Origin of the sequence: Amycolatopsis nivea (genome assembly GCF_004522235.1) — a bacterium.
Taxonomy (GTDB): domain Bacteria; phylum Actinomycetota; class Actinomycetes; order Mycobacteriales; family Pseudonocardiaceae; genus Amycolatopsis; species Amycolatopsis nivea.
In genome coordinates, this window is record NZ_SDLT01000023.1 from 17,620 (window position 1) to 42,580 (window position 24,961).

Consider the following 24,961-nt stretch of genomic DNA (forward strand, 5'->3'; position numbering starts at 1 on the left):
GTCAGCCGACCTCTTTCGGCACGGTTTCCTCCAGCGTGGTCATCAGGTCGGCGACCACCCGAGCGGTGGGATTGTCCAGATGGCCGGAGATCCGGCCGTCCGCCAGGAACGTCACCCGATCGGCGAAGGCGGCGGCTACCGGGTCATGCGTCACCATCACGACGGTCTGGCCGTCGTCATCGACGAGTTTCCGCAGCAATTCGAGCACCTGGCGACCGTTGCGGCTGTCCAGGGCGCCGGTCGGTTCGTCGGCGAACACCACCTCGGGGTTGCCGGCCAGCGCACGCGCGATCGCCACCCGCTGCTGCTGGCCGCCGGACAACGAGGCTGGCCGGTGGCCGGTCCGGTCGCCCATCCCGACCTGTTCGAGCAGTTGGCGCGCACGATCGGCTCGCACCCCGCGCCGGGCAAGACGCAGCGGCAGCGAAACGTTTTGCACGGCGGTCAGGGTCGCCATCAGGTTGAAACTCTGGAACACGAACCCGATCCGGTCCCGGCGCAACGAGGTGAGCTTCCGCTCGGACAAGGCGCTGATGTCGGTGTCCCCCAAGAAGACCGCGCCGTCGGTGGGCCGGTCCAGGCCGGCCGCGCACTGCAGCAGCGTCGTTTTCCCCGAACCGGAGGGACCCATGACAGCGGAGAACGTGCCGCGGCGGAATGCCAGGTCGATCGCGTTCAGCGCCACCACCTCGTGCGGGGCGGCGCCGTGCACTTTGGTCAGGCGCACCAGACGAACGGACTCAGCCGACGGTGAAGATCCCATGCGCTCAAGCCAACCCTGGTTCGAGCCTTCGCGCACGGGCCCAGGCAGGTGTTCAAAGGTAGTGCTGGGTATACCTGCGCGGCCCGCGCCGACGGACCTATGGTGGTTTCCGAGGGAGGGAGCCATGGTGCGGGACAGGTCGAAAGCCGGCGTGGTGCGCTCGGCGGCGTACTTGCTGAGCGGTGTGCCGCTGGGCGTCGGCTGCCTGCTGGTCATCGTGGCGACGGCAGGCGCGGGAGTTGCGCTGTTGCCGGTCGCGATCGGGGTGGTGCCGTTAATCTTGTTGTGCCAATTGGGAATCCCCGTCGCCAGAGTGGAGCGACGCAGGCTGGGGTGGGTCAGCCCCGGGCCGGTGCGGGCTGCCCTCCGCTCGTCGTGCGCGGGCGGGTGGTGGCGCCGGTCGAAGGCCCGGTTGCGGGAACGGGTCACCTGGCAGGAGCTGGGCTACACCGCCCTGCTCGCCACCCTGCTGTGGGTGTTCGACTTGATCGTCGTCCTCGTCGGCGTAGTGCTGCCCGGCGCGATGATCGCGGCTCCGCTGGTGGTGGCGTTGTCCCCGTCCGAATGGGTGCCTTCCGGGGCGGCGATGGTGCGAAGCGGTCTCGTCTGGGCGATAGTGCCTCTCGGAGCTGCCGTGCTGGCGGCCGCTGTGTTCGTTCTGCCCGCGGCGGCAGGCGCGCGGGCCAGGGTGAGCCGGGCGATGCTGGAGCCGGCCCGCGGAGGCGACGAGCTCGAACTGGTGGAAGTGCGGCGCTCACGGGCCCGGATGGTGGACCAGCACGAAGCCGAGCGCCGCCGGATCGAACGAGACCTGCACGACGGCGCCCAGCAACGGCTGACGTCGCTGGCGATGGTGCTGGGCCTGGCCCGCACCCAGCTGGACGGCGGAAGCGGCCCCGGCGCCCTGGTCGACCGCGCCCACACGGAGGCGAAACTCGCGCTGGCGGAACTCGGCGACCTGATCCGCGGCATCCATCCCAAGATCCTGTCCGACCGGGGATTGGACGCCGCGCTGGGCGACCTGGCGGACCGGTGCGCCCTGCCGGTGCGGGTGGACACCGCAGTCGGCACGAGACTGCCGGATTCGGCGGAGAGCGCCGCCTACTACGCCGTGAGCGAAGCCCTGACCAACGTCGTCAAACACAGCGGTGCCGATCGGGCCGAAGTCGTCGCGCGCTACCAGCAAGGCGTGTTGCTGGTGGAGATCCGGGACAACGGCCGGGGCGGTGCCGACCAGGAGGGTGGCGGCGGCCTGAGCGGGCTGGCCGACCGCGCGTCGGTGGTCGGGGGAACGGTGGCGCTGTCCAGCCCGCCCGGCGGCCCGACGGTGGTGCGCGTGCGCATCCCCAGCGAGCCCCTGCCGTGACCGGGCTGCGGATCGCGGTGGCCGAGGATTCGGTCCTGCTGCGCGAGGGGCTGGTGCGAATCCTGGAATTCCACGGCCACCGCGTGGTCGTCCAGGCAGGCACCGCTCCGGAGCTCCTGGCAGCACTGTCCCGGACGAAATGCGACCTCGTGATCACCGACGTGCGGATGCCCCCGGGAAACGCCGACGAAGGACTGCGCGCTGCCTTGCGGCTGAGAACCACGCAGCCGGCTTTGCCCGTGCTCGTGCTGAGCCAGTACGTGGAGCAGACCTACGCGGCCGAACTCCTGAGCTCCGACTCCGCGGGAGTCGGCTACCTGCTGAAGGACCGCCTCGGCGACATCGACGTCCTCACCGACGCGATCCGCCGCGTCGCCTCCGGCGGAACGGTGATAGATCCGCAAGTGGTTCGCCAATTGCTCGCCAGGAACCGGGAAAGCCCCGCTGTTTCCCGCCTGACCGCCCGCGAGCGCGAAGTGCTGGACTACATGGCCCAAGGCGCGAGCAACGCCGCGATAGCCGCCCAGTTGTCGGTCACCGAAGCGGCGGTGGCCAAACACATCGGCAACATCTTCGCCAAGCTGGAGCTGCCCGTCGCGCCCGACACACACCGGCGAGTCCTCGCGGTCCTGGCCTACCTGCGCGAATCGCCCTGACCCATCCTGCGGTCCAGGTTCGGTCCGCCGGGTGCCCAACGCTGGCCCACGCGCGTCGATCTACGGCAGCAACGAGCAACGGCCAAGCGCGGGTTCCGGACTCACCCGTGTTGGATCGGCGCGTCATCGTCCGCTGACGCGCGCACTGTCCGGCCGGATGCACCAGACGTTGACATCATCGTCAGCGTGACAGCGACCTCGAAGCCTGCGGGCGACGTTCTGGCGGCCGCGGCACGACGAGCGGGCTTGAATCCTGCCGGAGCGGTTCTGATCCGCGACGGATCCAACCTGATGTACCGGCTCGTCGGCGGCTGTGTCGCTCGCATCGGCCCCGCCGGCACTGAGAAAGCCGCAGAATTCCAGATCGAGGCGGCCCGCTGGCTGGCAGGCACTGGCATCAACTCGGTCGCTGTTCTGGACGACATCGCCCAGCCGGTCGTCGTCCATGACCGGCCGGTGACCTGGTGGCGGGAACTGCCTGCGCACCGCCCCGCCAGCCCCGCCGAACTGGGCGGCATTCTCCGGTTGCTCCACCGCCTGGAGCCGCCGGCGCACCCTGTTTTGCGGATGTTCGATCCGTTCGCTGGGGTCGCCGGCCGGATCGCTGCGGCGCGGCACCTTCCGGACTACGACCGTGCCTGGCTTGCGCACCAGGTCGGTGTTCTGCGCGAACGGCTGCAGCGAGAGCGAACACGCCATTCTCCGACGGTGATCCACGGGGACGCGTGGCAGAACAACGTTGCTGTGCTCGCAGACGGAAAGCCGGTGCTCCTCGATTTGGAGCACGTCTCGCTCGGAGACCGCGACTGGGACCTGATTCCGCTCGCGGCGGACTTCGCGGACTTTGTCCGGGTGAGCCGATCCGACTACCGCGATTTCGCCACAGCCTATGGCCGTGACGTCACCACGGCGGCGTCTTTCCGGACGTTTGACGACATCCAGGAACTGCGGTGGGCGACCTTTGTGCTGGCAAAGGGCGCGACGAGCGCCGACGCCGCCCGGGAAGCATCGCACCGCATAGCCTGCTTGCGCGGCGAGATCCCGAGGCCGTGGACGTGGAATGCCTTCTGACGGAAGGAAACGACTGCACGTCATCCGCGTCAGAAGGCTCCGATTGGCGCTAGGTGCGACTCTGCTGGGCACCACGGCTCCGGTCAGCCGCAAGAAGCGCCGGGAGCTCGTTGAGGGAACCAATAACCCAGTCGGCATGCCGGCGCACTGCCGGGTCGTCGGCCCACAGGAAACCCCACGGGCCGCGCCGGATCAACGCCGTGCGCAAACCCGCGGCCTTCGCTGGCACGACGTCGTTGTCACGGTGGTCGCCCACGTAGACAATCTCGCTTGGCTCGCCCGGCGCCAGCTCGATCAGCCGCTCGAAGAACCGCGGATCAGGCTTCGCCACACCCCACTCGCCGGATGTGCCGATGTGGTCGACCGGCAGCTGCAAGGCACGCAAGAGATCTCCCGCACGGGCCGTCTGGTTCCCGGCGACACCCAGCCAAAGGCCGAGTTCCCGAAGCCCCGAGAGTGCGGAGCGAACGTCAAAGTAAAGATCGTCTTCATTTATCTGCTCACCGCGGCCAGCTTCTTCACGGAGCTGCCGCTCGCGCGCAAGATCGAATCCGGGGCGGAAGTACTCGAACGTCTCGGCGTTGTCTCGGCCCTGTGCCGTGACGGCGCCGAGCACCGCGGAGAAAGTGTGCCGAGGCACGTTGAGCCAATCGGACCACTCACCCCATTCGCGGGAGTCGTCGAGCAGCGTTTCACCGACGTCGAACACCACAGAAGTGACCATGTACTACTCCTACGGCAAGACCGCTCGGAACGAGTCGCCCGGCGGCGAGACCGTGCTCCTCGATCCGGGATCAAAGCGATCGACGCGTCCGAGGCCAACGCGGTGCTCAACTTGAGGTATGAGGTGCAGCGATCTGCACGGTACAACAGAGACATGGAGATCGACGAAGCGAAACGCGCTGCCCGTGAGCGTGTCTGGGCGGCGCTCGACGCCGAAGCGGTGGACCCGAGGGGCGCTGCTGGGTGCATTCCGTCATTCGCTGGAACAGCGGCAGCAGCGGAGCGTTTGGCCGCGCTGGACGTCTGGCGGGACGCACGGGTGGTCAAGTCCAATCCGGATCGCGCTCAACTGCTGGTGCGGGAGAGGGCTTTGCGGGACGGAAAGATTCTCTGCATGGCCGTACCCGCGATGGACAACCCGAACCCCTTCTACGCGCTCGATCCGGAAAGGGTCAGCATTGAAGCCGCGCAGAGCAAGTATGCTGCCGACGTTGCCCCGACGGTAGGCCCCGGACAGATGAAACCGATAGACGTCGTCGTTTGCGGCAGTGTCGCAGTCGACAGGCGAGGCGCGCGAGTCGGAAAGGGGGCAGGCTACTCGGACATCGAGGTTGCCCTCCTGTCGGAAGCCGGGCTGATCGGCCCGCAGACGACGATCATCAGCACCGTGCACGAGCTTCAAGTCGTGGATACCGATCTCCCCGAAACCGAGCACGACTTCAGCGTTGACGTCATTGTGACGCCGACGCAAGTTATCTACTGCGAAGCGCGCCGCCGGCCCGCTGGGATCGTGTGGAGTCATCTGAGCAGCGAGAAAATCCGGGCTGTCCCGGCGCTGTCGCGGCTCTTCGCGCGCCGCTGAGGCGCAGTCGCCGTCAGTTGGCACCGGGTTCGCGCAAGATACGAACAGGGGAGGGGTGGATGAGCGACAAATCGCGGTGGCTGTATCTGGTAGTCACTGCTGCTCCGCCGGTCCTGCGGATCCAGGAGCTCGTCGGGACGCTCACCTGCGAGGGTTGGTCGGTCTGTGTCATCGCCACTCCGAACGCGGCGTCGTGGACCGATCTGGACGAACTCGCTGCTGCGACAGGCTGCATCACGCGGGTTCACTCCGGATCCCCGCGGCAACGGGAGTCGCTTCCTCGCGCAGCGGCTGTGCTGGCGGCACCGATGACGTTCAACTCGATCAACAAGTGGGCGGCCGGATTCAGCGATACCTTCGCTCTGGGAATTCTCAACGAGATGCTCGGCACGGGTGTCCCGATTGTTGTTGTGCCGTGCGTGAAAGCCGTACTGCGCAGGCATCCTGCGTACGGCGAGAGCGTGGCCAGACTGGTCAACGCGGGTGCCTCCATAATGGATCCGGATGCTGTGACTGTGCGCGCCGACGACGGTCTGGCCACCTTCGACTGGCCGCAGATCGTCGCGGCTTTACGAGACGTAAAAGAACTCTCAGGAGGTTGAAGGCGAGGCGCTCGCAGTGTGACGGCTCACCTCTCCGTTACAGGCTTGCCGGTCGGAATCCGACGCGCGGTGCTGGGAGTCGCTCCGACTTCCCGGAGAAGCTGGGCGGTTGGACCCGGTCACGCCGTGCGGGAGCCCCGGGAGAGGCCGTGCATGCAGCGGGCGTCGCCAGAACGGGCTTGGGGAACGGGTTCTGTGCGGCTGCCGCGGGGATCGCGCCTGGGACAGCTGGCCCGGGCATGCGAGGCGGCACGGTCGCGGTGGGTCTGGTTGGCGCGAGCAGGTCACAACACGACGCGCAGTCGCGGTAGTTGCGCCTCTTGCGACTCGCTCTGCGGGACCGGCCGCGTCAGGCCCGGCGACCGAAGAGAAGGGCCGCCGGGCGGTCGTCTTACTCCCTGGGGTGGACCAGATGGCTCATCCCACGCAGCTGGGAATGACACATTTGAGGATGTAGTTGACCTGTGCGTGTCGTTCGTTGTTTCCCTGCGTGGTCATCGTGAACAGCCCGCCTGCTGTGCCGTCGAAGGAATTGGAGCCGGAATAGGGGAGGTTCCAGTGCGCGTAGGCGTAGCCTTGACCCCCCGTTCTCTCGATCGTGTAGTTCACCCAGCCTTCGGTGCCGGTGAACGCCCCGCAGCTGTCGGACCGCCAATAGACTGCCGTGTGCGGCTGGATCCGGCTGGACGGTTCGGTGTCCCAGCACCCGTGGTCGAGGTGGGACGCCTTGAGGGTCAGAACCCGGTTGGTCTGGTTGAACAAGGTCACGTAGGCCTCGAAGGCCGAAGCCGGATCCCGGCGGGGGACCGCGGCCGACGTCCCGGCGGACGTGAGCGCATTCAGCACGAGGACGGCAGCGAGCGTCAGGAGCAAACCGGTCTTTTTCATGGCACCCCTCGGCGATAGATGGATTTCCGCCTGCGAACTTTCAGCATTGCACCGATGTCAAGCTCCGTTTCTGACGCATTCGGTGCAGCGGCTCCGAATGCGTCAGCCGTGGGACTTGGGGAAATCAGAAACGGTTGCATGGCCCGGGACATCTGGCCGAGAATGTTGCCTAGCGAAATTTTTGCCGCGCGAAGAATAAAGCGGGCCGCCTGGTTTCGCGGCGCACCTAATGCGGTTGCCGATGGTCACCTGATCGTGGTGGTCTGATGCGGTGATCGACATCGAGTGGGAGCATCCGCTGCACCAGCGCGGCGTTGCCTCGGGCCTGGCCGTGACAAGCGGTCACGTCATCGTCCACGAGCGCAGCACCAGGCTGGTGAGCCTCGACCCGTCCGACGGTGCTGTGCGGTGGGACGTTCCGATCGGCACGTGGCCGCGGGCGGTTGCCGTCGTCGGTGAGCGTTGCCTGGTGATCCCGCAGAACAACCCCCGATTGTCCTGTTTGGACCTCGCGACCGGGCGCGAGATCTGGTCCGCTGACCTCCCCGCAACCCCCGGGCATCTGGTCGTTTCGGCGAACGTCGTGCTCGTCGGCGGCTGGCGCGGATACACGCCGCTGCGCGCGTTCGACCTCGCGACGGGGCGGCTCCGCTGGGAAACCGAGCAGCGAATCCGCACCGTGCTGCCCGTGCCCGCCGGTGACGGCTTCCTGATCGGCGTACCGGGCGACATCCGGGTGCGCTTGATCGATCGGCACGACGGCCGGGTACGGGCCGCATGGCGGCTTCCGCAGCCGCTCGTGGACAACGACGCCGGATCCAGCATCGCAACGGTCGGGCCCGGCCGTTTTCTGCTGCGTTGCGGCCGACGTGCCCTGGCTGAAATCGACCTGTCATCCGACACTGCCCGCGAGTTCGTCCAGGCCGAGACTGACCTTGTGGCTGCGGCGCCGGAACAAGCCGGAGGATTGCTGTGGTTGCCTGAACCCCGCGGCTACACGGTCGTGGACCCCGCCGGAGGACGCCTGCAGTGGCGGGTCGATGTCGGGGAGCGGCTCGTCGGCCAGGTGTTCCCGACCGCCGACGGCTTCCTGGTCGCCGGCATCTCCGGCGTGCTGTTCCACCTGACTTCCGACGGACGGCTCGCCAATCGCACCCGCGTGGCCCGGCGGATCTGGGCGCTGCGCAGCGCCGCACCCGATCGGCTGTTCGCGGTAGCCAAGGGCAGCCTGATCGCCATCGCGGTCAGGAACAGCGCGGGCTCATAGAAAGCGCGCGTCGCCCTCCAGTTCGAGCAGTTGGCGATCGGACGACTGGAAGATCAACACGTTGTTGATGTTCACCGTCCACTCGTTGACGAACCTGTCCGGGTGAAAATAGGGCAGCCGGATCTCTTGCATCCGCGCGGCGAGCATGTCGCTGGCGACCCCGGTGAACGCGGGCTGGCCGGGCATCACCTCTTGCAGCACCTCGTCCGCCAGGACCAGCCCGGGCCGCAACGACACGATCAGGGACGGCGACACGGGAAAGTCCGACCGGACAAGCACTTCCACCTCGAAGCCGGGCGGCCGCGCCGTCGCCGCGTACCCCGGCGGCGAGTCCTGCGCGAACTTGGCGGCGACCACGACGGCGGCGGACGCAGCACTAGGAGGTTGCGGCTGGCCTGGAACCGGGCGGATGTCGCCGAAAGCGACCGTCAGCGGACCGAACCGCAGCGGCCCGGGCTCGATCGGCCGGACGACCACCTGCGCGGTGCTGGCCAGTCGCTCGTCGTCTTCGTACCCCGCGGGCAGGAGCAGGTCGACGTCGGTTTCCGGCCCGAGGTCCTGACCGAGCCCGCGCGCGAGGGCCTCCGATTCGGCGAGCAGGTTGAGGGCGAGATCCACGACGTCGTCGACCGCGTCGACGAGGTCGCTGCCCAGTTCGTCGATCCGCTCCTCGCGCCGGCCCCGCAGGCCCAGCCGGCTCGACCGGGGGAGTTGCGCCCGAGCCTTCTCGTAAGCCTTGGGCCCGAAGAGCGGAAGCGCCTCGGTCAGCGCCCGGAAGGCCGCCTCGTTCAACGTGTCCAGCGCCGCGGGCACGGCGTCGGGGCGGCCCGCGGAGAGGGAGCACAGCGCCACGTACCGCTCGGCCACCGCGATCTGCAGCGGGGACTTGGCTGAGGCTGCCGCGGCGGCCTCGCGGAACAAGTCACGCGCGCGGGCCAGCTCGGCGGCCCGAGAGCGCGGCTCGGGCGCGGTGCTCGCGTCGCGCAACGCCCGCTGCCCGGCCCCCAACGCGACCGTGTACCGCTGATCCAGCAACTCGTCCAGTTGACGGCCGATCCCGGCCATCTGCTCGCTGAGGCGGTCTTCGCTGGCCACGAGTTCGCCGAGCAGCTCCGAGGCCAGCCCGCTGAGCTCGTCGTTCCCGGTGAGCGCACGGATCAGCTGGGAAGCGCCGTACTTCGCGGCGATCGTGGCGATCGCGGTCAATGGCTCCACCTGGCTCACCTTAAGGCCAGGTCAGTGCGCGCAGGTCCGGATTGAGTCATCCGGGTCAGGCATCGGACTCGGTTCGGCTGGAGTACTCGGCCAGGAGCGCTTCGAGCTGTTCGGTCATGAAGACGTAGTAGTCGCGCATTCGCCGCAGCCGGGCGCGTTGCTCGGCTGCCAGGTGTTTGCCGTGTTCTTGTGCGCTCTCGGCCAGCTCGAGCAGTTCGCGGGTCGCGTTCACCTGGTGCTGCAGGCAGCCGAGCCAGGCGTCGTCGCGCCAGCGGTAGACGAACTGGCGGCTGCCGGGGTTCTTGGTCCGCTCGACGACGCCGTTGACCATGAGCAGCCGCGTCATCTCGGACACGGAACCCTTGCTCGCGTCGAGCGCGTCCTGGAGTTCGCCGAGGGTCAGGGGTTTTTCGCTGAGCAGCAGCACGCCGCTGGTGCGGCCCGCCATCGGCGGCCAGCCCATCGCCCGGCCGATGCGCAGGCCGAAGTCCTCGACGAGCGCGTGCTCGGCGGACCGGTCGGGCAAGGTCATCGGCACCTCACGGTAGCTCAGGAAAAACTGAACGTTCACTCTTGACTGAACGTACGGCCGGGGATCATTCTAGCCGCCACGGAGACCGGCGAAGGGGCAGGCACATGGCGGACAGCGGCTGGGACCTCATCGTGGTCGGCGCCGGATCCTCGGGAGCGGCGCTGGCAGTCCGCTCGGCGGAACGGGGCAAGCGGGTCCTGCTGCTCGAGGCCGGTCCGGATTACCGGTCCGCGGAGATGCCCGAAGCGTGGCGCTCGCCCAATCCCATCGTCGCCCTGCTGGACCCGGCCGCGGCCAAAGAAATGGTGTGGCGAGGCTTGGACTCCACGCGCACGGACAAACAGCTGCCGGCGCTGTACTGGCGCGGCCGGGGCGTGGGCGGCAGTTCGTCGATCAACGGGCAGATCGCGATCCGCCCGCCGATGGCGGATTTCGCTGATTGGGCGCTGCCGGGCTGGGGACCGGGCGACGTGCTGCCGTACTTCGCGAAGCTGGAGGACGACGAGGCTTTCGGCGACGAGCCCTACCACGGCCGCGGCGGCCCGACTCCGATTTACCGTATGCCGCAGGAGAATTGGGGCGCGGTCGACGCCGCGCTGCACCGCTCGGCGATCGCCGCGGGCTACGGCTGGGCACCGGATGTGAACGCTCCGGGAGCCAGCGGCGTCTCGCCGTACCCGATCAATTCCCGCGCCGGGCGGCGGGTTTCGGTCAACGACGCCTACCTGGAACCCGCCCGGGCGCTGCCGAACCTGACCATCCGCGGCGACGCGATCGTGGACCAGGTGCTCTTCTACGGCAGCCGCGCGATCGGCGTCCGGGCCGTCATCGGCGGGACGGCCACGACGGAGCTCGCCGACACGGTCGTGCTGAGCGCAGGCGCGATCCACACGCCGACAATCCTCCAGCGCTCCGGCGTGGGACCAGCGGGTCAGCTGCGGTCGCTCGGCATCGACGTCCGCGCGGACCTGCCGGTCGGCCGCGGCCTGCAGGACCATCCGATCGCGATGATCCAGCTCCCGCTGACCGAAGCGGCCGCGATCAAGACGCCGGACGACCGGCACACCAACGTCTGCGTCCGCTTCACCAGCGGCCCCGGCGCGCCCGAAGGCGACCTGATGTTCGTCTCGATGAACCAGAGCGTGCTCGCCATGGCGTTCGCGGACACCGGAGCCGGGGCCGGTTCGTACGGGGTGTGGCTCAACCAGAACTATTCTCGCGGCGACGTCAGCCTGATCTCCACTGATCCGGACGCGCAACCGTTGGTGCGCCAGCGAATGCTCTCCGACGAACGCGACCTGCCGCGGCTACGCGCCGGTATTCGAGCGCTGGTCGAACTAGCTCGCTCCGACGAGACCGCGCCGATCCTCAGCGGCTCGTTGGAGAGCGCGAACGAGGAGCTGTTCGCGGTGCTGGACAACGACAGCGAGCTAGACGATCACCTGCTCGCCACCGCAGGCGACTCGCAGCACGCCACCAGCACGTGCCGGATGGGCGACCCCGGACACCGCGACACGGTCGTCGATCCCGACTGCCGAGTACTCGGCTTCGACGGCCTGCGCGTGGTCGACGCGTCGATCTTCCCTTTCGTTCCCCGGGCCAATACCAACCTGGCATCGATCATGGCGGGCGAGCTGATGGCCGAACGACTCGACCGCTAAAAGCCGAGATTCCTCTCCGCTGAAACCCGGGTCCCGCCCCCAGCGACAAAAAAGAATTCCGAATCGAACAACCGCGCTGGATCGCGCGGTAGCAATGCCGCGAAAGGCGCGCTATGGTGCTGCTGGCTCGTGGGGGACTTTGCCTGGAGGGGAAAATGACCACACTGGACAACCGGCCGAAAACGGCATTGCTGGTGATCGACGTGCAGAACGCGGTCGTTTCCGGCGCGCACGCGCGGGACGAGGTCGTCGCGAACGTGGCGGAACTGGTGGCCAACGCCCGCGAACACGCGGTGCCGGTGGTGTGGGTACAGCATTCCGACGAGCAGCTCGCGTCGGGGAGCGAGGAGTGGCAGATCGTGCCCGAACTCGCGCCTGCGGAGAGCGAGCGCCGGGTGGAGAAGAACTACGCGGATTCGTTCGAGGGCACCGCACTGGAAGAAGTGCTCTCGGATCTGTCGGTGGGCAAGCTCGTGGTAGCCGGCGCGCAAACCGACGAGTGCATCCGGGCCACACTGCACACGGCGATCGTGAAGGGGTACGACGCGCTTCTGGTCGCCGACGCGCACACGACCGAGGACCATTCCGAATGGGGCGCCCCGCCGCCGGATCAGGTCATCGCGCACACGAACCTCTATTGGACCTACCACCGCGCGCCGGGTCGTTCGGCGGGCACGGTGCGGACAAAGGAAATGGACTTCGCCGCCATCGACTGAACCGTCTCCGCCCCTGGCCCGCCGAGGAGGGTGGCTCGGGGTTGCTGCCGACGCCGCGCTTCACGCAGGTGTCGGGCTGATGCCCAGCCTGGCCGCGACTTCGGTCCGTTCAGCGTAAGGCTGATTGCTCCAGTCGCGCGAGCGCGATTTCCTGGTTGACCAAGCGTGTCGATACGCGGTAACCGTCTCAAATGGACACTCGTCCGCCAACTGGCTCGGACGCATCCCGCCGCTGCGCCGTTCGGGCGCGCGCATTGCGCCAAACGTGAACCTACCTTCGTCGGTGTCGCGATTGCCCGGAACTGTTCGAGAATCACGAACCTCAGGTTGATCACGTTCCGTTTCCACAACGAGACGGTTGGAGGCTCATGATCCGGTCACCCGACGCCCGGGGGAGGAGATCCCTCCGCAGCTAGCCGAGTCCGGCACCGAATCCGGAAGCCCGGAGGCGGGCTTCCCCTGCGGTGCACGTCCTTTCTCTCCCGTTCCGCGCAGGAGGAAACACATGCGATCGACACGTTTCAGGCTGAGCGTCCTCGCCGTCGGCTCGTTCGGCACGCTGGCCCTCGCCATGACCACCGTGCCCGCCGCGTCCGCAGCGGCGACACCGGCCGCGGTCATGAGCAGTCTCGGCTCCGCCACCGGCGGGCACTACCTCGACGACAGCGGCGCCTCGGTCGTCACTGTGCTCAACAACGCCGACGCGGCCAAGGTGCGCGCTTCCGGCCTGAACGCGCAGGTGGTGAAGTACAGCCTGAGCCAACTCAGCACGGTGAAACAGCAACTGGACGCGACCGGCGGCGTGCCCAGCGCAGGCTGGGGCCTCGACCTCGCGCACAACCAGGTCGTCGTCGACGTCTACGACGCCACCCCGAAGGCACAGAAGGACGCGCTGCTCGAGACCGCCCGCCAGCACGGCGACATGGTCCGCGTCGAACACCATCCCGGTGCCATGTCGTTGTTCATCAAGGGCGGCGACAAGATCAGCAACGGCCAAGCGTCCTGCTCCAACGGATTCAACGTGGAGAAGGACGGCAAGAAGCTGCTCCTCTCCGCAGGCCACTGCGAAAAACTCGGCGGCGGCGGTCCGTGGAACGACGGCAAGACCGTCGACGCGGTGTTCCCCGACGAAGACAACATGCTCGTGGAGAACGCTTCGGGCGAAGGACCGAGCGAGATCAACGACGGCACCAAGATCACCGAATTCGCCGACGCGACGGTCGGCGAGGAGATGAAGCGCGCCGGGATCACCTCCGGCGTGACGTCGGGCAAGGTCACCAAGGTCGACTACACCTTCGAAGCCGAGGGCTACACGGTCTACCACGAGTTCTGCACGACCGCCCACTCCGACCACGGCGACTCCGGCGGCCCGGCCTACGACGGGAGCAAGGGTCTCGGCACTCTCTCCGGGGGAGACACGCAGACGTCGTGCTTCTTCCCGGCGACACTGTCGGCCAAGAGGTACGGGGTGACGCTGCCCCAGTCCTGATCCTCGGGTGCCGTGGGGAGGCTCTGGAGTCTCCCCACGGCATTTCCGTGAGTTTAAGGGCGATAAACGCGCTGCAGGCCGCAATTGCGAAGCGGCGGCGGCTACTTCCGTTGTTCGAGCCGGTAGCTGCCGTTGTTGCCGAGCACGAATCGTTCGAGGGGGTAATACGTGCGGTAGCAGCCGATTTTGAAGACGCAGAGCGCGATCTTCGCCTGTTTCACCAATGTCGCTTCGTAGTGCGCGGATCCGGGGTAGCTGAGCTGGTTCTGGATGAGGCCCTGGTAGTCGGCGACACCGCCGCCGTCTTCCTTGAGGTAGTCGTAGTGGCGGATGTTGCTGACGGTCTTGCCGTCGTAGCACCAGTCGACCCGCACGGCCCACTTCACCGCCGTGGCGTGGGTGGTGCTCGGGTAGCTGATGTAGCGATCCGCGAACGTGCAGCTGGTTTTGGCTGGGGCGGCGGACGCGGGCTGACCGGCGGATGCCGTGGCTGCCAACGCCACCGTCGCGGACGCCGCGAGGACTGCCTTTCGAAGCACCTGCACGACCAGCCTCATTCCTTTGTGGACACCGCGGGTGGTTGATCAACTTCACATAGTAAGAACCCGGGTGTGGAGGCGCAACGGACACGAACGGGTGGACAGGCCGCGTCTCGTCCGCGAATCGGGGAGCCCGCAGCTGCCGGAGTTCATTTCCTGAAGGAATGATTTCTGGAGTCGTGGTGCAAAAACACCCGACTCGCCAGAATCGCGCGCGTCAAAGACCGTGCTGCATCGGTCCCCAGGCCGCCACCGGAAGCCCATGCTCAGCAGCGAACTGAGCAGCCGCGAAGTCATCCAGCAGTTCGCCCCGATCGTCGACCAGCCGGCACACCATCGCGACCGGATGATGCCCAGCCGCGGAAACGAGTTCGACCGCTCGTTCCCACACCCGCGGGCGGCCACTCGAAGCGCACCGCACAGGCAGCACGTGCCCAGGACGGATCAGATCGGCGGGCACCGTGCCCGGATCGGCGAGGACTCGCATCGTGCGGGCTCGGTCGCGGGCGGAGATGCCGGTTCCGGTATCGACCGCGTCGACGGCGACGGTGAAGGACGTTCCGCTGTCTTCCGAGGCGAGTACGGGCTGGTCAGGGATCCGCAGGCGGTCCAGCCAGGCGGACGGGGCGGCGGCGTGCAGCAGGCCGCTGGAGTACCGGATGGCGAAGTGCAGCAGTTCGGGCGTCGAGGACTGCGCGGGCAGGACGAGCACGGCTCCGTCGTCATCCTGCAGCACTGCGGGGCGGCCGGAGGCGAGGGCGAGATAAACAATGTCGGCTGGGGCCGGGAGGGTGCAGAGGTCGGTCATCGGGGGTTCCTTGCGGTGGTCAGGGTGCGGCGTCGCCGGTGCGCAGGCCTGCGAGGAGGGCGCGGCGGCTGGCTCGGACGTGCTCTCGCATGACCTGTTCGGCGCTGTCGCCGTCTTTCGACAGGATCAGTTCGAGGACGTGGTGGTGTTCGCGGTCGGACTGGTGCGGCCGGCCCGGTTGTTTGAGCGACGTGGTGACCAGGCGCGAGTAGGCGAGCTGGTTCATCAGGGTGCGGTAGTGCGCTTCGAGTTTGCGGTTGTCCGCGCCGACGATGATGAGGTCGTGGAATTCTTCGACGAGCTGGGCGTAGCGCGCCCGGTCGTCGGCGTCGACGGCCAGGTCGGCTTGGCGCAGATTCTCTTTCAGCTGGTCGATCTCGGGCACTTGGCCGCGCTGGGCGAGCAGGCGCGCCGCGGCTCCTTCGAGGAGTTCCTTCATCTCGAACAGTTCCGTGATTTCCCGGCGGGACGGTGCGGTGACGAAGGTGCCGACGCGCGGGCGGATCTCGACCAGGCCTTCGGTCTGCAGCTGTTTGAAGGTTTCCCGGACCGGGGTGCGGCTGACGCCGAATTCCTCGGCGAGCGCGAGTTCGGACAGGCTCATCCCGGGCGAGACCTCGCCGGCGATGATGCGCCGCCGGATCTCGGCGATCAGCCTGCCCTGGATGGAGCCGGTGCTCGTCCCGTTGACGCCAGCCATGGTGCCTGTCTCCCTTCGCCTGCCCCGCGTTCCGCTGCCGGTCTAGGCCAGCGGATCGAGGGCGCTTCCGTCGAAGAACCTACCTGCGCTGTACACCATCGACGGGATGTCGGCGGCCTCCGCGTGGACGACCCGGCAGATGAACACCGTGTGCGTGCTGGCCAGCAGCCGCTCGCGGATCTCGACCTCCATCCGTGCGGCGCTGCCCTCCAGCAGCGGGCTGCCGTGCGGGCCCGGCGTCCAGTCCAGGCCCGCGAACTTGTCGGCGGATTTCGTCGCGAACGTCTTGACGACGTCGAGCTGCCCGGCGGACAGGATGTTGATCGCCAGGTGCCCGGTCCGGTACAGGCAGTCGTGCGTGGAGGACGTGTGCTGGACGGCGACCATCACCGTCGGCGGGTCGAGCGAGATGCTGGAGAACGCGTTGACGGCGAGCCCGCGCGGGGTGTCGCCGTCGAGCGCGGCCACGACGGTGACGCCGCTGACGAACCGGCTGTTGACCTGCTTCATCAGGTCCGGGTCGGGGAAGGTCATCGGGGTGTTCCTCGGCGGGATCGTGGAAGTCATGGCGGTCACCGGTCCTGTCCGACGGCGACGATGCCGAGTGCGGTGAGCAGGGCGCGCGGGTCCCAGGTGACCGTCTCCTCGAAGATGCGGTCTTCGCTGAACCGCGCGAAGGTGGCGCCGTTGACCGCGACGGACCGGTTGGTCGCGGGAACGCCGAGGAACGACTCGGTGTGCGAACCGGTGCTGTGCCAGCGGATGGCCGCGCGGTCGCCTTCGACGACGATCTCGTCCACGACGGTGGTCAGGTCCGGGAACGCGGAGCGGGTCGAGACGATGGAGGCTTTGAACTGGTCGCGGTCGTGTTCGGCGCCGCCGCTTTCGATCCGGCGGTAGCCGGGGCTGAGCAGGTCGTCGAGAGCGTCGACCTCGCCGCGGTCCCAGGCGCTCTCCCAGGCGGCGCGGATGCGGTCGCGCCGGGAGTCGTTGTCGGCCATCACGATGTGTCCCTTCTCTTGGTGCGGGGCGGTCAGGACGCCCGGGCTGTGCTCTTGACCTCGGCGGCCTTGACGGCGGGGTCGTCGAAAACCGGCTTCTCGCGGTGCCACAACGGCGGCAGCCGGTAGGTCAGGACGAAGACGATCGCCGCGACGCCGAAGCCGACGAAGTACGACAGGTCGCCCCACTCGGGATGCGCTTTCGCCATGGGGCCCACGTAGAACGACAGGTTCCAGAACAGCGCGGAGACCGCCGCGCCGACCACCCAGGCGACGAAACCCCATTCCAGGATCCGGCGGGAGTCGTAGAGTTCGGCGATGCGCGACCGGTCGCGCCGGTGCCCGAGCGCGTAGTCGAGCAGCAGCACCGCGCCGAACGGGGCGATCAGGTACGCGCCGAGGAACAGGAAGGTCTTGAACTTCGCCTCGAAACCTTCGTCCGCCCACAGGCTGATCGCGTAGGCGACCGCGCAGATGGCGGTGACCGCGGTGCGGCGGCTGATCGGGATCCGCAGCGTCTGCACCGAGATCGCGCCGCCGTAGACGTTCAGGAAGTTCTGCGAGAACGACGAGATCAGGATGACCAGCAGCGCCGGGATGTGGAACGGACCGGTGAGCCGGTCGAGCGCCTCGATGGGGCTTTCGCCGGACGCGGCCGAGTTGCCCAGCAGCGCGCCCGCGATGCCCAGCCAGGACAGCGACAGGAAGTTGCCGGCGAAGGTCCAGATGCCGGTGGCGCGGTTGACGCGGTTGCTGTCGGGCAGGTAGCGGGAGTAGTCGGAGGCGAACGGCCACCAGGCGATCAGGAAGGACAGGAAGTAGCCGGCGAAGGTGATCCAGCCGCCGGTGCCGCCGATCCAGCCGGACGCGTGCGGGTTGGACTGGAAGCTGCCGGTCCAGCCGCGGCTGACCGAGACGACGGTGATCATCACGAAGCCGAAGAACAGCACGACCGCGAGGATCCGCTCGAGGTAGTGGATCATGTTGTAGCCGAACACGGCCACGACGAGCTGCAGCACGACCAGCACGAGCGTGCCCAGCCAGTAGGGGATGCCCGGGGCGAGCGCCTTGAGCGCCTGCCCGCCGAGGATGACGGTGACCGCGGCCCAGCCGATGCCGGCGAAGACGTTCACGTAGGCGACCGGGATGAAGTTCCCGAAGAACCCGAGCGGCCCGCGGGCCTGGATCTGCTGGGCGACGCCGAGGCGCCCGCCCATCCGGGAGAAGACGCCCATCAGCACCGCGCCGAGCAGCGAACCGCCGATGATCGCGGTGACCGCGGACGTGAGCGACAGCCCGAAGCCGGACGCGACGAACCCGAGCACCATGATCGGGAAGTTCATGCCGGCCGCGAACCAGATGAAGAACTGCGAGACCGGCTTGCCGTGCCGTTCGGAGTCGGGGATCGCGTCCACTCCGTACGGTTCGACGACCGCGATCCGGTCGCGGTAGTGCAGGTCCGGTGCTTCCCCGGCCGGTACCGGGGATGCAGCGTCGTTGCTGGGCATCGGATCACCTTTCGAATGGGGATCGAAGCGCGGGAGACAAGGCGGACGACGGGGCGTCCGGAGCGGCCGGTACTGCGGCGGGGCCGCCTCCCTGGCATGCAAGAGAAGGTAGGCGTGGCCACGCTTGCATGTCAATGGTTTGCGGCCGCCAGTGCGGAGGAGGACGCGGCAGCCCGGCTGGCGGCCAAGCCTAGAAATCGCATTTGATCTGCGGTTATGTGCTTCCGATCTGCGTCGAGTCGGGGCTTTTGTCGAGCAGAACCGCCGCGGTCCATGCTCGATCCCTTGACGTCCGACCCGTCCCGACTTACGGTCTGTGGCATGCAAGAGGAAGTGAGCGCTGACGAGATCGGCCTGCGCAAGGTCGTGGTCTACCGCGAAGAGGTGGTCGCCGAGGCCGGTGCGCCGCCCGCGCGGCCCGCCGTGCAGGCGAGCGTCGCCGCGGTGCTGCGGAATCCGTGGCTGGGCACGAGTCCTTCGCGGGACCTGTCGCCGGAGGTCGTGGCGATCGCGCCGGTCCTGGCCCGGGTGCTGACCGGCCGGCTGCTGGACGCGCTGGGCGGGGTCGACGCCGTCGAGGCGTTCGGGAAGGCCGCGGTGGTCGGCAACGCCGGCGAGATCGAGCACGGCGGCGCGCTGATCCACACCCCGTACTTCGGCAACCTGATGCGCGAGTTCCTCGACGGCGAATCGATCATCTGCTTCGCCGACACCCGCGCGGAGGCCGGGACGACGCTGGTGGTTCCGTTGTGGCACAAGACCCACGCCGCGACCCGGAGCCACTACCAGACGGTCGCCACGCGGATTTCCGACGCCCCCGGGCCCGGCGAGATCGTCGTCGTCGCCGCGGCCTCCACCGGCCCCCGCCCGCATCCCCGCATCGGGGACCGCACCACCGATCCCGCTGTCACCTCGAAGAAACTGGAGAGCGTTCCGTCATGAAGCTGCGCAAGATCGTCACCGTCGTCGAGGAGACCCTGACCGAGGGCGGCCGCCCGGTGGAGCCGGCCGCGCGGGTCGCCGTGGTCGCCGCGATCATCGAAAACCCTTGGCACGGACAGGGTTTCGTCGACGACCTGGCTCCCGGGATCGAGGCGACGGCCTCGGACGTCGGCGCCCTGCTCGCCCCCCGGGTGATGGAAGCGCTGGGCGGGCCCGCGGAGGCGTACGGCAAGGCCGCCATCGTCGGGCTGGAGGGCGAGATCGAGCACGGCTCGGCGCTCATCCACACCTTGAAGTTCGGCGACCACTTCCGCAAGGCGGCCAACGCCACCACGCTGCTGCCCGCCGTCGAGAAGCGCGCGCCGGCGGGGATCGTCTTCGACATCCCGCTCAAGCACATCACCGACGCCACGATCCGCTCGCATCACCAGACGGTCGAGGTCCGCATCGCCGACGCGCCGCACGCCGGCGAGATCGTCGTGGCCCTCGCCGCCGCCGCGCAGGGACGTCCCCAGCAGCGGCTCGCTCCGCTCACCACCGAGCAGTAGCCGCCGATGACCGCGCAGACGCTGGTTCTCCTGCACGGTGTGGGCCTCGACCGCACCGTGTGGGAGCCGGTGACCGCACTGCTCGACGGCCGGTTCCGGATCGTCGCGCCCGATCTGCCCGGCCACGGTTCGCGTCCGCCGGTACCCGAGGGCACGACGCTGGGCGATCTCGCGGCCGGCGTCGCCGGAGAAATCCCGCCCGGCGCGCACGTGGTGGGATTCTCGCTCGGCGCGCTCGTGGCGCAGCATTTGGCGGTGCACCGCCCGGAGCTCGTGGCGACGCTGACCTCGGTCAGTTCGGTCTGCCGTCGCACCGAGGCCGAACGGGCGGCGGTGCTGAAGCGCCTGGCCACGGCGGAGGCCGACCCGCGAGCGAGCACGGCCGCCTCGCTGCACCGGTGGTTCGACGGGACGGACGTGTCCGCGGACCGGATCCGCGCCACCGAAGCCACGCTGGAAGCCAATGATCCGGCCAGTTTCGCCCGCTGCTACCGCGTGTTCGCGACGGCCGACGCGGAGATCGGGCCGCGGCTCGGGGAGATCCGGGCTCCGGCGCTCGCGGTCACCGGCGAACTTGACCCGGGCTCCACGCCGGAGATGACCCGCCGGCTCGCCGAGGCCGTCCCGGACTGCACGGCGGAGGTGATCCCGGGCGCCCGGCACATGCTTCCCGTCCAGAACCCCCGCGAACTCGTCACCTGTTTGACCGCATTCATCGGAAGGTGCTCCCATGTCTGAGCCGCGACGGCTGTACCACTTCATCGGCGGCAAGCCGACGCCGCCGGATTCGGGCGAGTATTTCCCGAGCGCCAACCCGGCCACCGGCGAGGTCCTCTACGAAGCGGCGCGCGGCAACCACCGCGACATCGCGGCCGCGGTGGAAGCCGCCCGCAAGGCGTTCGACGACTCGCAATGGCAGGAGCTTAGCCAGACCCGGCGCGGTCATCTGCTGCGCCGCCTGGGCGACCTCATCGCGGAGAACGCCGAAGAACTCGCGCGTTCGGAAAGCCTCGACAACGGGAAACTGCTGCGCGAAATGCGCGGCCAGCTCGCCACTCTGCCCGAGTACTACCACTACTACGCCGGGCTCGCCGACAAGATCCAGGGCGACGTGATCCCGACGTCCGACCGGCGGGTCCTCAACTACACCGTCCGGGAGCCGCTGGGCGTCGTCGGCGCCATCACGCCGTGGAACTCCCCGCTCACCCTGACCGGCAGCAAGCTCGCGCCGGCCCTGTGCGCGGGCAACACGGTCGTGATCAAGCCGTCCGAGCACACGTCCGCGACGGTGCTGCGCCTCGCCGAACTCGCGGTCGAGGCGGGCTTCCCGCCCGGAGCGGTCAACGTCGTGACCGGGTTCGGCGGCGAGGCGGGACAACCGCTGGTGGACCACCCCGGGCTCGCCAAGATCTCGTTCACCGGCAGCACCGCCACCGGGTCGCGGATCGCCGCCGCGGCCGCGGGCCGGTTCATCGGCTCGACACTCGAACTCGGCGGGAAGTCGCCGAACATCGTCTTCGAGGACGCGGACGTCGCGAACGCGGCGACCGGCGTGGTGGCGGGGATTTTCGCCGCCGCCGGGCAGACCTGCATCGCGGGCAGCCGGGTGTTCGCCCACCGCGCCGTGTACGACGAACTGCTCGAACGCGTCAGCGAACGAGCCCGCAGCATCCGCATCGGCGACCCGCTCGCCGACGACACCGAACTGGGCCCGCTCGCGTTCCCGGACCAGCGCGACAAGGTCGCGTCCTATGTGGACCTCGCGCGCAGCGAGGGCGCCCGGGTGCTGACCGGCGGCCGCGCCACCGACGGCGGGCTCGGCGGCTGCTTCTACGAACCCACTGTGCTCGTGGACGTCCACAATGGAATGCGCGCCGTGCGCGAGGAGATCTTCGGCCCGGTCGCCGCGATTATGCCGTTCGACACCGAGGACGAGGTCGTGGCGCTGGCGAACGACACCGACTACGGGCTCGCCGCGGGCGTGTGGACGACGAATCTCGCCCGCGCGCACCGGATGGCGGCGCGGCTGGACGCCGGCACGGTGTGGGTGAACACCTACCGCGCCATGTCGCCGATGTCGCCCCGGCAGGGCTTCAAGGCCAGCGGCGTCGGCGTCGAGCACGGCACCGAGACCATCAAGGAATACACCCGCCTCAAGAGCGTCTGGATCAACACCGACGAAGGCCCGGTGCCCGATCCGTTCGTGATGCGGGGCTGATCGTGCCGAACATCGACATCAGCCTCGCCGAGGGCCGGAGCGAACAGCAGATCCGCGACCTGATCTCGGCCGTGCACGAGGCGGTGCTCAGCACCGTCGGCGCCCGGCCCGAGCACATCCGCGTCCTCGTCCGCGAAATCCCCCGGACCCATTGGGCCACCGGGAACCAGACCATCGCCGAGATGCACGACGGCCGACCGAAGGAGTTTCAATGAGGTTCTCCCTCTTCGTCCACATGGAACGCTGGGACGAGCAGACCACCCACCGCGAGCAGTTCGAGAACCTGGCCGAACTGGCCCTCATGGCCGAGGCCGGCGGGTTCGGCACCGTGTGGGTCGGCGAGCACCACGCGATGGAGTACACGATCGCGCCCAGCCCGATGCCCGTCCTCGCCTACCTCGCCGCCAAGACCAGCACCATCCGGCTCGGCGCGGGCACCATCATCGCCCCGTTCTGGAACCCGATCCGCGCCGCGGGCGAAACCGCGCTGCTGGACGTGATCAGCAACGGCCGCATGGAAGTCGGCGTCGCCCGCGGCGCCTACCAGATCGAATTCGACCGGCTCGCCCCCGGCCTGAAGGCCACCGACGGCGGCAAGCACCTGCGGGAACTGGTGCCCGCGGTCCGCGCGCTCTGGCAGGGCGACTACGCCCACGACGGCGAGATCTGGCAGTTCCCGACCGCGACCAGCGTCCCCAAGCCGGTCCAGCAGCCGACGCCGCCGATGTGGGTCGCCGCGCGGGACCCGGCGTCGCACGACTTCGCGGTCGAGCAGGGCTGCAACGTCATGGTGACGCCATTGATGAAGGGCGACGAGGAAGTGGCCGCCCTCAAGGAGAAGTTCGACACCGCGGTCGGCAACCACCCCGAGGTCCCGCAGCCGGAGATCATGGTGCTGCGCCACACCTACGCGCACTCGCCCGACGACCCCGACGGCTGGCGTCCGGCGGCCGCGGCGATTTCCCGGTTCTACCGCACCTTCGACGCCTGGTTCGGCAACAAGACCGTGCCGGAGAACGGTTTCCTCGAGCCGAGCCCGGAGTCGAAGTTCGCCGATCGTCCCGAATTCTCGCTCGATTCCTTGCACCGCACCGCGATGATCGGCACCCCGGAGGAGATCATCGCCCGCCTCAAGGAATACGAAGCACTGGGCATCGACGAGTTCAGCTACTGGACCGACAACAGCATGACGCACGAAGAGAAGAAGGAATCCCTCGCCCGCTTCATCTCCGACGTCGTGCCGGTCTTCTCCTGACTGTTCGCCGTCACGCGCCGTCGGGGTCGTTGCGCTTCTGGCGCAGGGATCGGCGCACCAGCATCGCCGTCAGCACAATGATGACCAGGGCCAGCGCCACCACGGTATCCGGTATAGCGCCGAAAACCCGCTGGACCGTCTGCTGCGCCTCGAATTGCTGGTCGACGCCGACCGCGGCCCCGACGGCTGCGGTGCCGTCGGTGGCCAGGAACAGCACGCCGATGGCGATGAACAGCAGGCCGGAGATCAGAGACGTCGACTGGGTGCGCAGCGGGCCGATCCGCAGCTCGCGGCCGCGCAGCCAGCGTCGCGAAGACAGGCGCAGGCGGTCCCACAACAGGGCCAGCACGAACAGCGGTGCTGCCATCCCGACGGCGTAGACGGCCATCAGCAGGGCACCGTAGGCCGGGTGCGCGCCGAGCGCGGCGACGGTCAGAATGCCGCCCAGCAACGGGCCGGAGCAGAATCCAGCGAGGCCGTACACCGTGCCGAGCGCGAAAACGGAGACCAGGCTGGAGATTCGCCATTTCCCGGCGAAGCGTCCGGCGGCGGTGCTGCCGAATCCGAGGCCGACGATCGTCATCAGCCCGAGCAACACCAGCAACGCGCCGCCCACGGTGGTGGCGATGCCGCGGTAGCGGGTGAGCAGTTCCCCGATCGCCGCCACCCCGGCGCCCAGCGGCACGAGCACGACCATGAGACCCGCGAGAAAGGCGGCGGTGCGCGAAAGCAGCGCGCCGACCGTGCCGAACGCGTAAGCGAAAAACGACGGCAGCAGCAGCGCGGCACACGGGCTGACCAGAGAAAGGAGACCGCCGAGGAACGCGGTGAGCAGGCTGACGCCGGTCACGACGCGCCGGCCAGAGCGCGGTCGATCTGCTGCTCGAACAGCTCGGTCGGCTGGGCGCCGAGGACCGGGTAGCCGTTGACGGAGAACGCGGGCGTGCTGGACACCCCGAGCGCGGACGCCTCGGCGAGGTCCGTGCGCACCTCCTGGGCGAGCTGCGGGGAGGCGGAGTCCTGCTGGAAGCGGGCCAGGTCGGGGACCCCGGCGGTGCGGGCGAATTCCAGGAGCCGGTCCGGCGGCAGGTCCGGGTGGCCCTTCTCGGGCGCGGCGTCGTAGAGGGCGTGGTTGAACTCCCAGAACTTCCCCTGCAGCGCCGCGGCGCGGCCCGCGATCGCGGCTTGCATCGACTGGTCGCCGAAGATGGGGAAGTCGCGCCACTCGATCCGCAGCTTGCCGGTGTCGACGTACCGTGTGGCCAGCGTGCGTTCGGTGTCCTTGCTGAACTTCGCGCAGAACGGGCACCGGTAGTCGGAGAAGATCACCATGGACACCGGCGCGTCCGGCTTGCCGAGCGCGAGCGGATCGCCGGGCTTGCGGTGCGCGAGTTCGCCGAGCGGGCCGAGGGACGGCTTGGCCGGCGGGGCAGTGGAGGCGGGCGAGGCGTTCGTGTCGGTCTTCGAGGAAATGACCGCGAAGACCACGAGTCCCAGCACGGCGACGGCCAGCGCCGCTGCGAGGACGAGGGTGGGAACTCCGCCGTTGCGCCGGGCCATGCCGCCGACTCCTCTACTAAGTCGATAGTAGTTAACTACTAAGAACCTAGTAGACAGCGATGACCGGAGAT

At 68.5% G+C, this 24,961-nt stretch carries 28 protein-coding genes and 1 pseudogene; 16 read left to right on the plus strand and 13 right to left on the minus strand.

The features are described 5' to 3' along the window. Position 1: 1 nt before the first annotated feature. Positions 2-763: an ABC transporter ATP-binding protein gene (locus EIZ44_RS25275; protein WP_134731689.1), complete on the minus strand. Its 762-nt coding sequence runs from the start codon at positions 761-763 to the stop codon at positions 2-4. Positions 764-947: 184 nt separating this feature from the next. On the opposite strand from EIZ44_RS25275, the gene EIZ44_RS45185 reads away from it, so the two are divergent. The 3 genes from EIZ44_RS45185 (at position 948) to EIZ44_RS25290 (ending at position 3,856) form a co-directional block, all read left to right on the plus strand. Beyond that, positions 948-2,129 (plus strand): sensor histidine kinase, encoded by a 1,182-nt coding sequence (locus EIZ44_RS45185; protein WP_205673293.1) that lies wholly within the window; start codon positions 948-950, stop codon positions 2,127-2,129. Positions 2,130-2,134: 5 nt separating this feature from the next. Further along, entirely contained in the window at positions 2,135-2,785 is a 651-nt protein-coding gene (locus EIZ44_RS45190; RefSeq protein WP_205673300.1) for a response regulator transcription factor, read from the plus strand. A gap of 186 nt (positions 2,786-2,971) precedes the next feature. Continuing rightward, positions 2,972-3,856 (plus strand): phosphotransferase family protein, encoded by an 885-nt coding sequence (locus EIZ44_RS25290; RefSeq protein ID WP_240691409.1) that lies wholly within the window; start codon positions 2,972-2,974, stop codon positions 3,854-3,856. Positions 3,857-3,905: 49 nt separating this feature from the next. On the opposite strand, the gene EIZ44_RS25295 is transcribed toward EIZ44_RS25290, so the two are convergent. Beyond that, positions 3,906-4,580, minus strand: a complete 675-nt coding sequence (locus EIZ44_RS25295) for an HAD family hydrolase (RefSeq protein WP_134731547.1) — start codon at positions 4,578-4,580, stop codon at positions 3,906-3,908. A 153-nt stretch (positions 4,581-4,733) separates the two neighbouring features. Here EIZ44_RS25295 and EIZ44_RS25300 point away from each other — a divergent pair, with 153 nt between their 5' ends. Further along, positions 4,734-5,441: a 5-formyltetrahydrofolate cyclo-ligase gene (locus tag EIZ44_RS25300; protein ID WP_134731549.1), complete on the plus strand. Its 708-nt coding sequence runs from the start codon at positions 4,734-4,736 to the stop codon at positions 5,439-5,441. A gap of 59 nt (positions 5,442-5,500) precedes the next feature. Further along, the gene (locus EIZ44_RS25305; RefSeq protein ID WP_037814511.1) at positions 5,501-6,043 is read left to right on the plus strand and encodes a flavoprotein; all 543 of its coding nucleotides are present in this window, start codon (positions 5,501-5,503) and stop codon (positions 6,041-6,043) included. A gap of 417 nt (positions 6,044-6,460) precedes the next feature. Here the strand turns inward: EIZ44_RS25305 and EIZ44_RS25310 are convergent, their stop codons facing one another. Next, positions 6,461-6,931, minus strand: a complete 471-nt coding sequence (locus EIZ44_RS25310; RefSeq protein WP_134731551.1) for a hypothetical protein — start codon at positions 6,929-6,931, stop codon at positions 6,461-6,463. Positions 6,932-7,202: 271 nt separating this feature from the next. On the opposite strand from EIZ44_RS25310, the pseudogene EIZ44_RS46300 reads away from it, so the two are divergent. Both EIZ44_RS46300 and EIZ44_RS25315 read left to right on the plus strand, forming a co-directional pair. Then, a pseudogene (locus tag EIZ44_RS46300) lies at positions 7,203-7,382 on the plus strand (hypothetical protein); the annotation flags it as partial. Positions 7,383-7,433: 51 nt separating this feature from the next. Further along, positions 7,434-8,198: an outer membrane protein assembly factor BamB family protein gene (locus tag EIZ44_RS25315; protein ID WP_439098621.1), complete on the plus strand. Its 765-nt coding sequence runs from the start codon at positions 7,434-7,436 to the stop codon at positions 8,196-8,198. Here the strand turns inward: EIZ44_RS25315 and EIZ44_RS25320 are convergent. Continuing rightward, positions 8,193-9,413 carry a hypothetical protein gene (locus EIZ44_RS25320; protein ID WP_134731555.1) on the minus strand — a complete coding sequence of 407 codons (1,221 nt, stop codon included), beginning with the start codon at positions 9,411-9,413 and terminating at the stop codon, positions 8,193-8,195. The two genes, EIZ44_RS25315 and EIZ44_RS25320, sit on opposite strands and share 6 nt — an antisense overlap. A 55-nt stretch (positions 9,414-9,468) precedes the next feature. Next, positions 9,469-9,945 carry a GbsR/MarR family transcriptional regulator gene (locus EIZ44_RS25325; protein WP_134731557.1) on the minus strand — a complete coding sequence of 159 codons (477 nt, stop codon included), beginning with the start codon at positions 9,943-9,945 and terminating at the stop codon, positions 9,469-9,471. A gap of 104 nt (positions 9,946-10,049) precedes the next feature. Here EIZ44_RS25325 and EIZ44_RS25330 point away from each other — a divergent pair, with 104 nt between their 5' ends. The 3 genes from EIZ44_RS25330 to EIZ44_RS25340 all read left to right on the plus strand — a co-directional run bounded on the left by EIZ44_RS25330 (position 10,050) and on the right by EIZ44_RS25340 (position 13,811). Further along, positions 10,050-11,606 (plus strand): GMC family oxidoreductase, encoded by a 1,557-nt coding sequence (locus tag EIZ44_RS25330; protein ID WP_134731559.1) that lies wholly within the window; start codon positions 10,050-10,052, stop codon positions 11,604-11,606. A 155-nt stretch (positions 11,607-11,761) separates the two neighbouring features. Then, the gene (locus tag EIZ44_RS25335) at positions 11,762-12,322 is read left to right on the plus strand and encodes an isochorismatase family protein (protein WP_037814504.1); all 561 of its coding nucleotides are present in this window, start codon (positions 11,762-11,764) and stop codon (positions 12,320-12,322) included. A 505-nt stretch (positions 12,323-12,827) separates the two neighbouring features. After that, the gene (locus tag EIZ44_RS25340; RefSeq protein ID WP_043827530.1) at positions 12,828-13,811 is read left to right on the plus strand and encodes a S1 family peptidase; all 984 of its coding nucleotides are present in this window, start codon (positions 12,828-12,830) and stop codon (positions 13,809-13,811) included. Positions 13,812-13,912: 101 nt separating this feature from the next. On the opposite strand, the gene EIZ44_RS25345 is transcribed toward EIZ44_RS25340, so the two are convergent. The 6 genes from EIZ44_RS25345 to EIZ44_RS25370 all read right to left on the minus strand — a co-directional run bounded on the left by EIZ44_RS25345 (position 13,913) and on the right by EIZ44_RS25370 (position 18,367). Next, positions 13,913-14,356 (minus strand): hypothetical protein, encoded by a 444-nt coding sequence (locus EIZ44_RS25345; RefSeq protein ID WP_134731561.1) that lies wholly within the window; start codon positions 14,354-14,356, stop codon positions 13,913-13,915. Between the two features lie 211 nt (positions 14,357-14,567). Beyond that, positions 14,568-15,158: a 3,4-dihydroxy-2-butanone-4-phosphate synthase gene (locus EIZ44_RS25350; protein ID WP_134731563.1), complete on the minus strand. Its 591-nt coding sequence runs from the start codon at positions 15,156-15,158 to the stop codon at positions 14,568-14,570. 19 nt (positions 15,159-15,177) lie between these two features. Further along, positions 15,178-15,858, minus strand: coding sequence for a GntR family transcriptional regulator (locus tag EIZ44_RS25355; protein ID WP_037814493.1), 681 nt, complete (start codon positions 15,856-15,858; stop codon positions 15,178-15,180). Between the two features lie 42 nt (positions 15,859-15,900). Then, positions 15,901-16,425, minus strand: coding sequence for a flavin reductase family protein (locus EIZ44_RS25360; RefSeq protein WP_199817725.1), 525 nt, complete (start codon positions 16,423-16,425; stop codon positions 15,901-15,903). Positions 16,426-16,430: 5 nt separating this feature from the next. Beyond that, positions 16,431-16,859, minus strand: coding sequence for an ester cyclase (locus tag EIZ44_RS25365; RefSeq protein ID WP_134666234.1), 429 nt, complete (start codon positions 16,857-16,859; stop codon positions 16,431-16,433). Between the two features lie 32 nt (positions 16,860-16,891). Then, on the minus strand, positions 16,892-18,367 hold the full coding sequence (locus EIZ44_RS25370; protein ID WP_134665994.1) for a purine-cytosine permease family protein: 1,476 nt from the start codon (positions 18,365-18,367) through the stop codon (positions 16,892-16,894). Between the two features lie 321 nt (positions 18,368-18,688). Between EIZ44_RS25370 and EIZ44_RS25375 the strand changes: the two genes are divergently transcribed. From EIZ44_RS25375 to EIZ44_RS25400, 6 genes are read left to right on the plus strand one after another with little or no spacing between them, the layout of a single operon-like run. Then, positions 18,689-19,309: an amino acid synthesis family protein gene (locus EIZ44_RS25375; protein WP_134731565.1), complete on the plus strand. Its 621-nt coding sequence runs from the start codon at positions 18,689-18,691 to the stop codon at positions 19,307-19,309. Then, positions 19,306-19,857 (plus strand): amino acid synthesis family protein, encoded by a 552-nt coding sequence (locus tag EIZ44_RS25380; RefSeq protein ID WP_037814485.1) that lies wholly within the window; start codon positions 19,306-19,308, stop codon positions 19,855-19,857. Before EIZ44_RS25375 ends, EIZ44_RS25380 begins: the two co-directional genes overlap by 4 nt. Before the next feature lie 6 nt (positions 19,858-19,863). Continuing rightward, on the plus strand, positions 19,864-20,595 hold the full coding sequence (locus tag EIZ44_RS25385) for an alpha/beta fold hydrolase (protein WP_037814484.1): 732 nt from the start codon (positions 19,864-19,866) through the stop codon (positions 20,593-20,595). Next, entirely contained in the window at positions 20,588-22,075 is a 1,488-nt protein-coding gene (locus tag EIZ44_RS25390; protein WP_037814482.1) for an aldehyde dehydrogenase, read from the plus strand. The genes EIZ44_RS25385 and EIZ44_RS25390 overlap by 8 nt, the downstream gene beginning before the upstream one ends. A 2-nt stretch (positions 22,076-22,077) precedes the next feature. Next, entirely contained in the window at positions 22,078-22,290 is a 213-nt protein-coding gene (locus EIZ44_RS25395; protein ID WP_037814481.1) for a tautomerase family protein, read from the plus strand. After that, a complete protein-coding gene (locus EIZ44_RS25400) occupies positions 22,287-23,330 on the plus strand; it encodes an LLM class flavin-dependent oxidoreductase (protein ID WP_037814479.1) in 1,044 nt (347 codons plus the stop codon). Before EIZ44_RS25395 ends, EIZ44_RS25400 begins: the two co-directional genes overlap by 4 nt. Before the next feature lie 10 nt (positions 23,331-23,340). On the opposite strand, the gene EIZ44_RS25405 is transcribed toward EIZ44_RS25400, so the two are convergent. Both EIZ44_RS25405 and EIZ44_RS25410 read right to left on the minus strand, forming a co-directional pair. After that, a complete protein-coding gene (locus EIZ44_RS25405; RefSeq protein ID WP_134731567.1) occupies positions 23,341-24,180 on the minus strand; it encodes a cytochrome c biogenesis CcdA family protein in 840 nt (279 codons plus the stop codon). Next, positions 24,177-24,890 (minus strand): thioredoxin domain-containing protein, encoded by a 714-nt coding sequence (locus tag EIZ44_RS25410; protein WP_134731569.1) that lies wholly within the window; start codon positions 24,888-24,890, stop codon positions 24,177-24,179. Before EIZ44_RS25410 ends, EIZ44_RS25405 begins: the two co-directional genes overlap by 4 nt. Between the last annotated feature and the right edge of the window lie 71 nt (positions 24,891-24,961).

Excerpts from the sequence above, each read along its gene's own strand:
- EIZ44_RS25275 (WP_134731689.1), bottom strand. The coding sequence starts at position 763 with ATGGGATCTTCACCGTCGGCTGAGTCCGTTCGTCTGGTGCGCCTGACC.
- EIZ44_RS25295 (WP_134731547.1), bottom strand. The coding sequence starts at position 4,580 with ATGGTCACTTCTGTGGTGTTCGACGTCGGTGAAACGCTGCTCGACGAC.
- EIZ44_RS25300 (WP_134731549.1), top strand. The coding sequence starts at position 4,734 with ATGGAGATCGACGAAGCGAAACGCGCTGCCCGTGAGCGTGTCTGGGCG.
- EIZ44_RS25305 (WP_037814511.1), top strand. The coding sequence starts at position 5,501 with ATGAGCGACAAATCGCGGTGGCTGTATCTGGTAGTCACTGCTGCTCCG.
- EIZ44_RS25310 (WP_134731551.1), bottom strand. The coding sequence starts at position 6,931 with ATGAAAAAGACCGGTTTGCTCCTGACGCTCGCTGCCGTCCTCGTGCTG.
- EIZ44_RS25325 (WP_134731557.1), bottom strand. The coding sequence starts at position 9,945 with ATGACCTTGCCCGACCGGTCCGCCGAGCACGCGCTCGTCGAGGACTTC.
- EIZ44_RS25330 (WP_134731559.1), top strand. The coding sequence starts at position 10,050 with ATGGCGGACAGCGGCTGGGACCTCATCGTGGTCGGCGCCGGATCCTCG.
- EIZ44_RS25335 (WP_037814504.1), top strand. The coding sequence starts at position 11,762 with ATGACCACACTGGACAACCGGCCGAAAACGGCATTGCTGGTGATCGAC.
- EIZ44_RS25340 (WP_043827530.1), top strand. The coding sequence starts at position 12,828 with ATGCGATCGACACGTTTCAGGCTGAGCGTCCTCGCCGTCGGCTCGTTC.
- EIZ44_RS25350 (WP_134731563.1), bottom strand. The coding sequence starts at position 15,158 with ATGACCGACCTCTGCACCCTCCCGGCCCCAGCCGACATTGTTTATCTC.
- EIZ44_RS25355 (WP_037814493.1), bottom strand. The coding sequence starts at position 15,858 with ATGGCTGGCGTCAACGGGACGAGCACCGGCTCCATCCAGGGCAGGCTG.
- EIZ44_RS25360 (WP_199817725.1), bottom strand. The coding sequence starts at position 16,425 with ATGACTTCCACGATCCCGCCGAGGAACACCCCGATGACCTTCCCCGAC.
- EIZ44_RS25365 (WP_134666234.1), bottom strand. The coding sequence starts at position 16,859 with ATGGCCGACAACGACTCCCGGCGCGACCGCATCCGCGCCGCCTGGGAG.
- EIZ44_RS25370 (WP_134665994.1), bottom strand. The coding sequence starts at position 18,367 with ATGCCCAGCAACGACGCTGCATCCCCGGTACCGGCCGGGGAAGCACCG.
- EIZ44_RS25375 (WP_134731565.1), top strand. The coding sequence starts at position 18,689 with ATGCAAGAGGAAGTGAGCGCTGACGAGATCGGCCTGCGCAAGGTCGTG.
- EIZ44_RS25380 (WP_037814485.1), top strand. The coding sequence starts at position 19,306 with ATGAAGCTGCGCAAGATCGTCACCGTCGTCGAGGAGACCCTGACCGAG.
- EIZ44_RS25385 (WP_037814484.1), top strand. The coding sequence starts at position 19,864 with ATGACCGCGCAGACGCTGGTTCTCCTGCACGGTGTGGGCCTCGACCGC.
- EIZ44_RS25390 (WP_037814482.1), top strand. The coding sequence starts at position 20,588 with ATGTCTGAGCCGCGACGGCTGTACCACTTCATCGGCGGCAAGCCGACG.
- EIZ44_RS25400 (WP_037814479.1), top strand. The coding sequence starts at position 22,287 with ATGAGGTTCTCCCTCTTCGTCCACATGGAACGCTGGGACGAGCAGACC.
- EIZ44_RS25410 (WP_134731569.1), bottom strand. The coding sequence starts at position 24,890 with ATGGCCCGGCGCAACGGCGGAGTTCCCACCCTCGTCCTCGCAGCGGCG.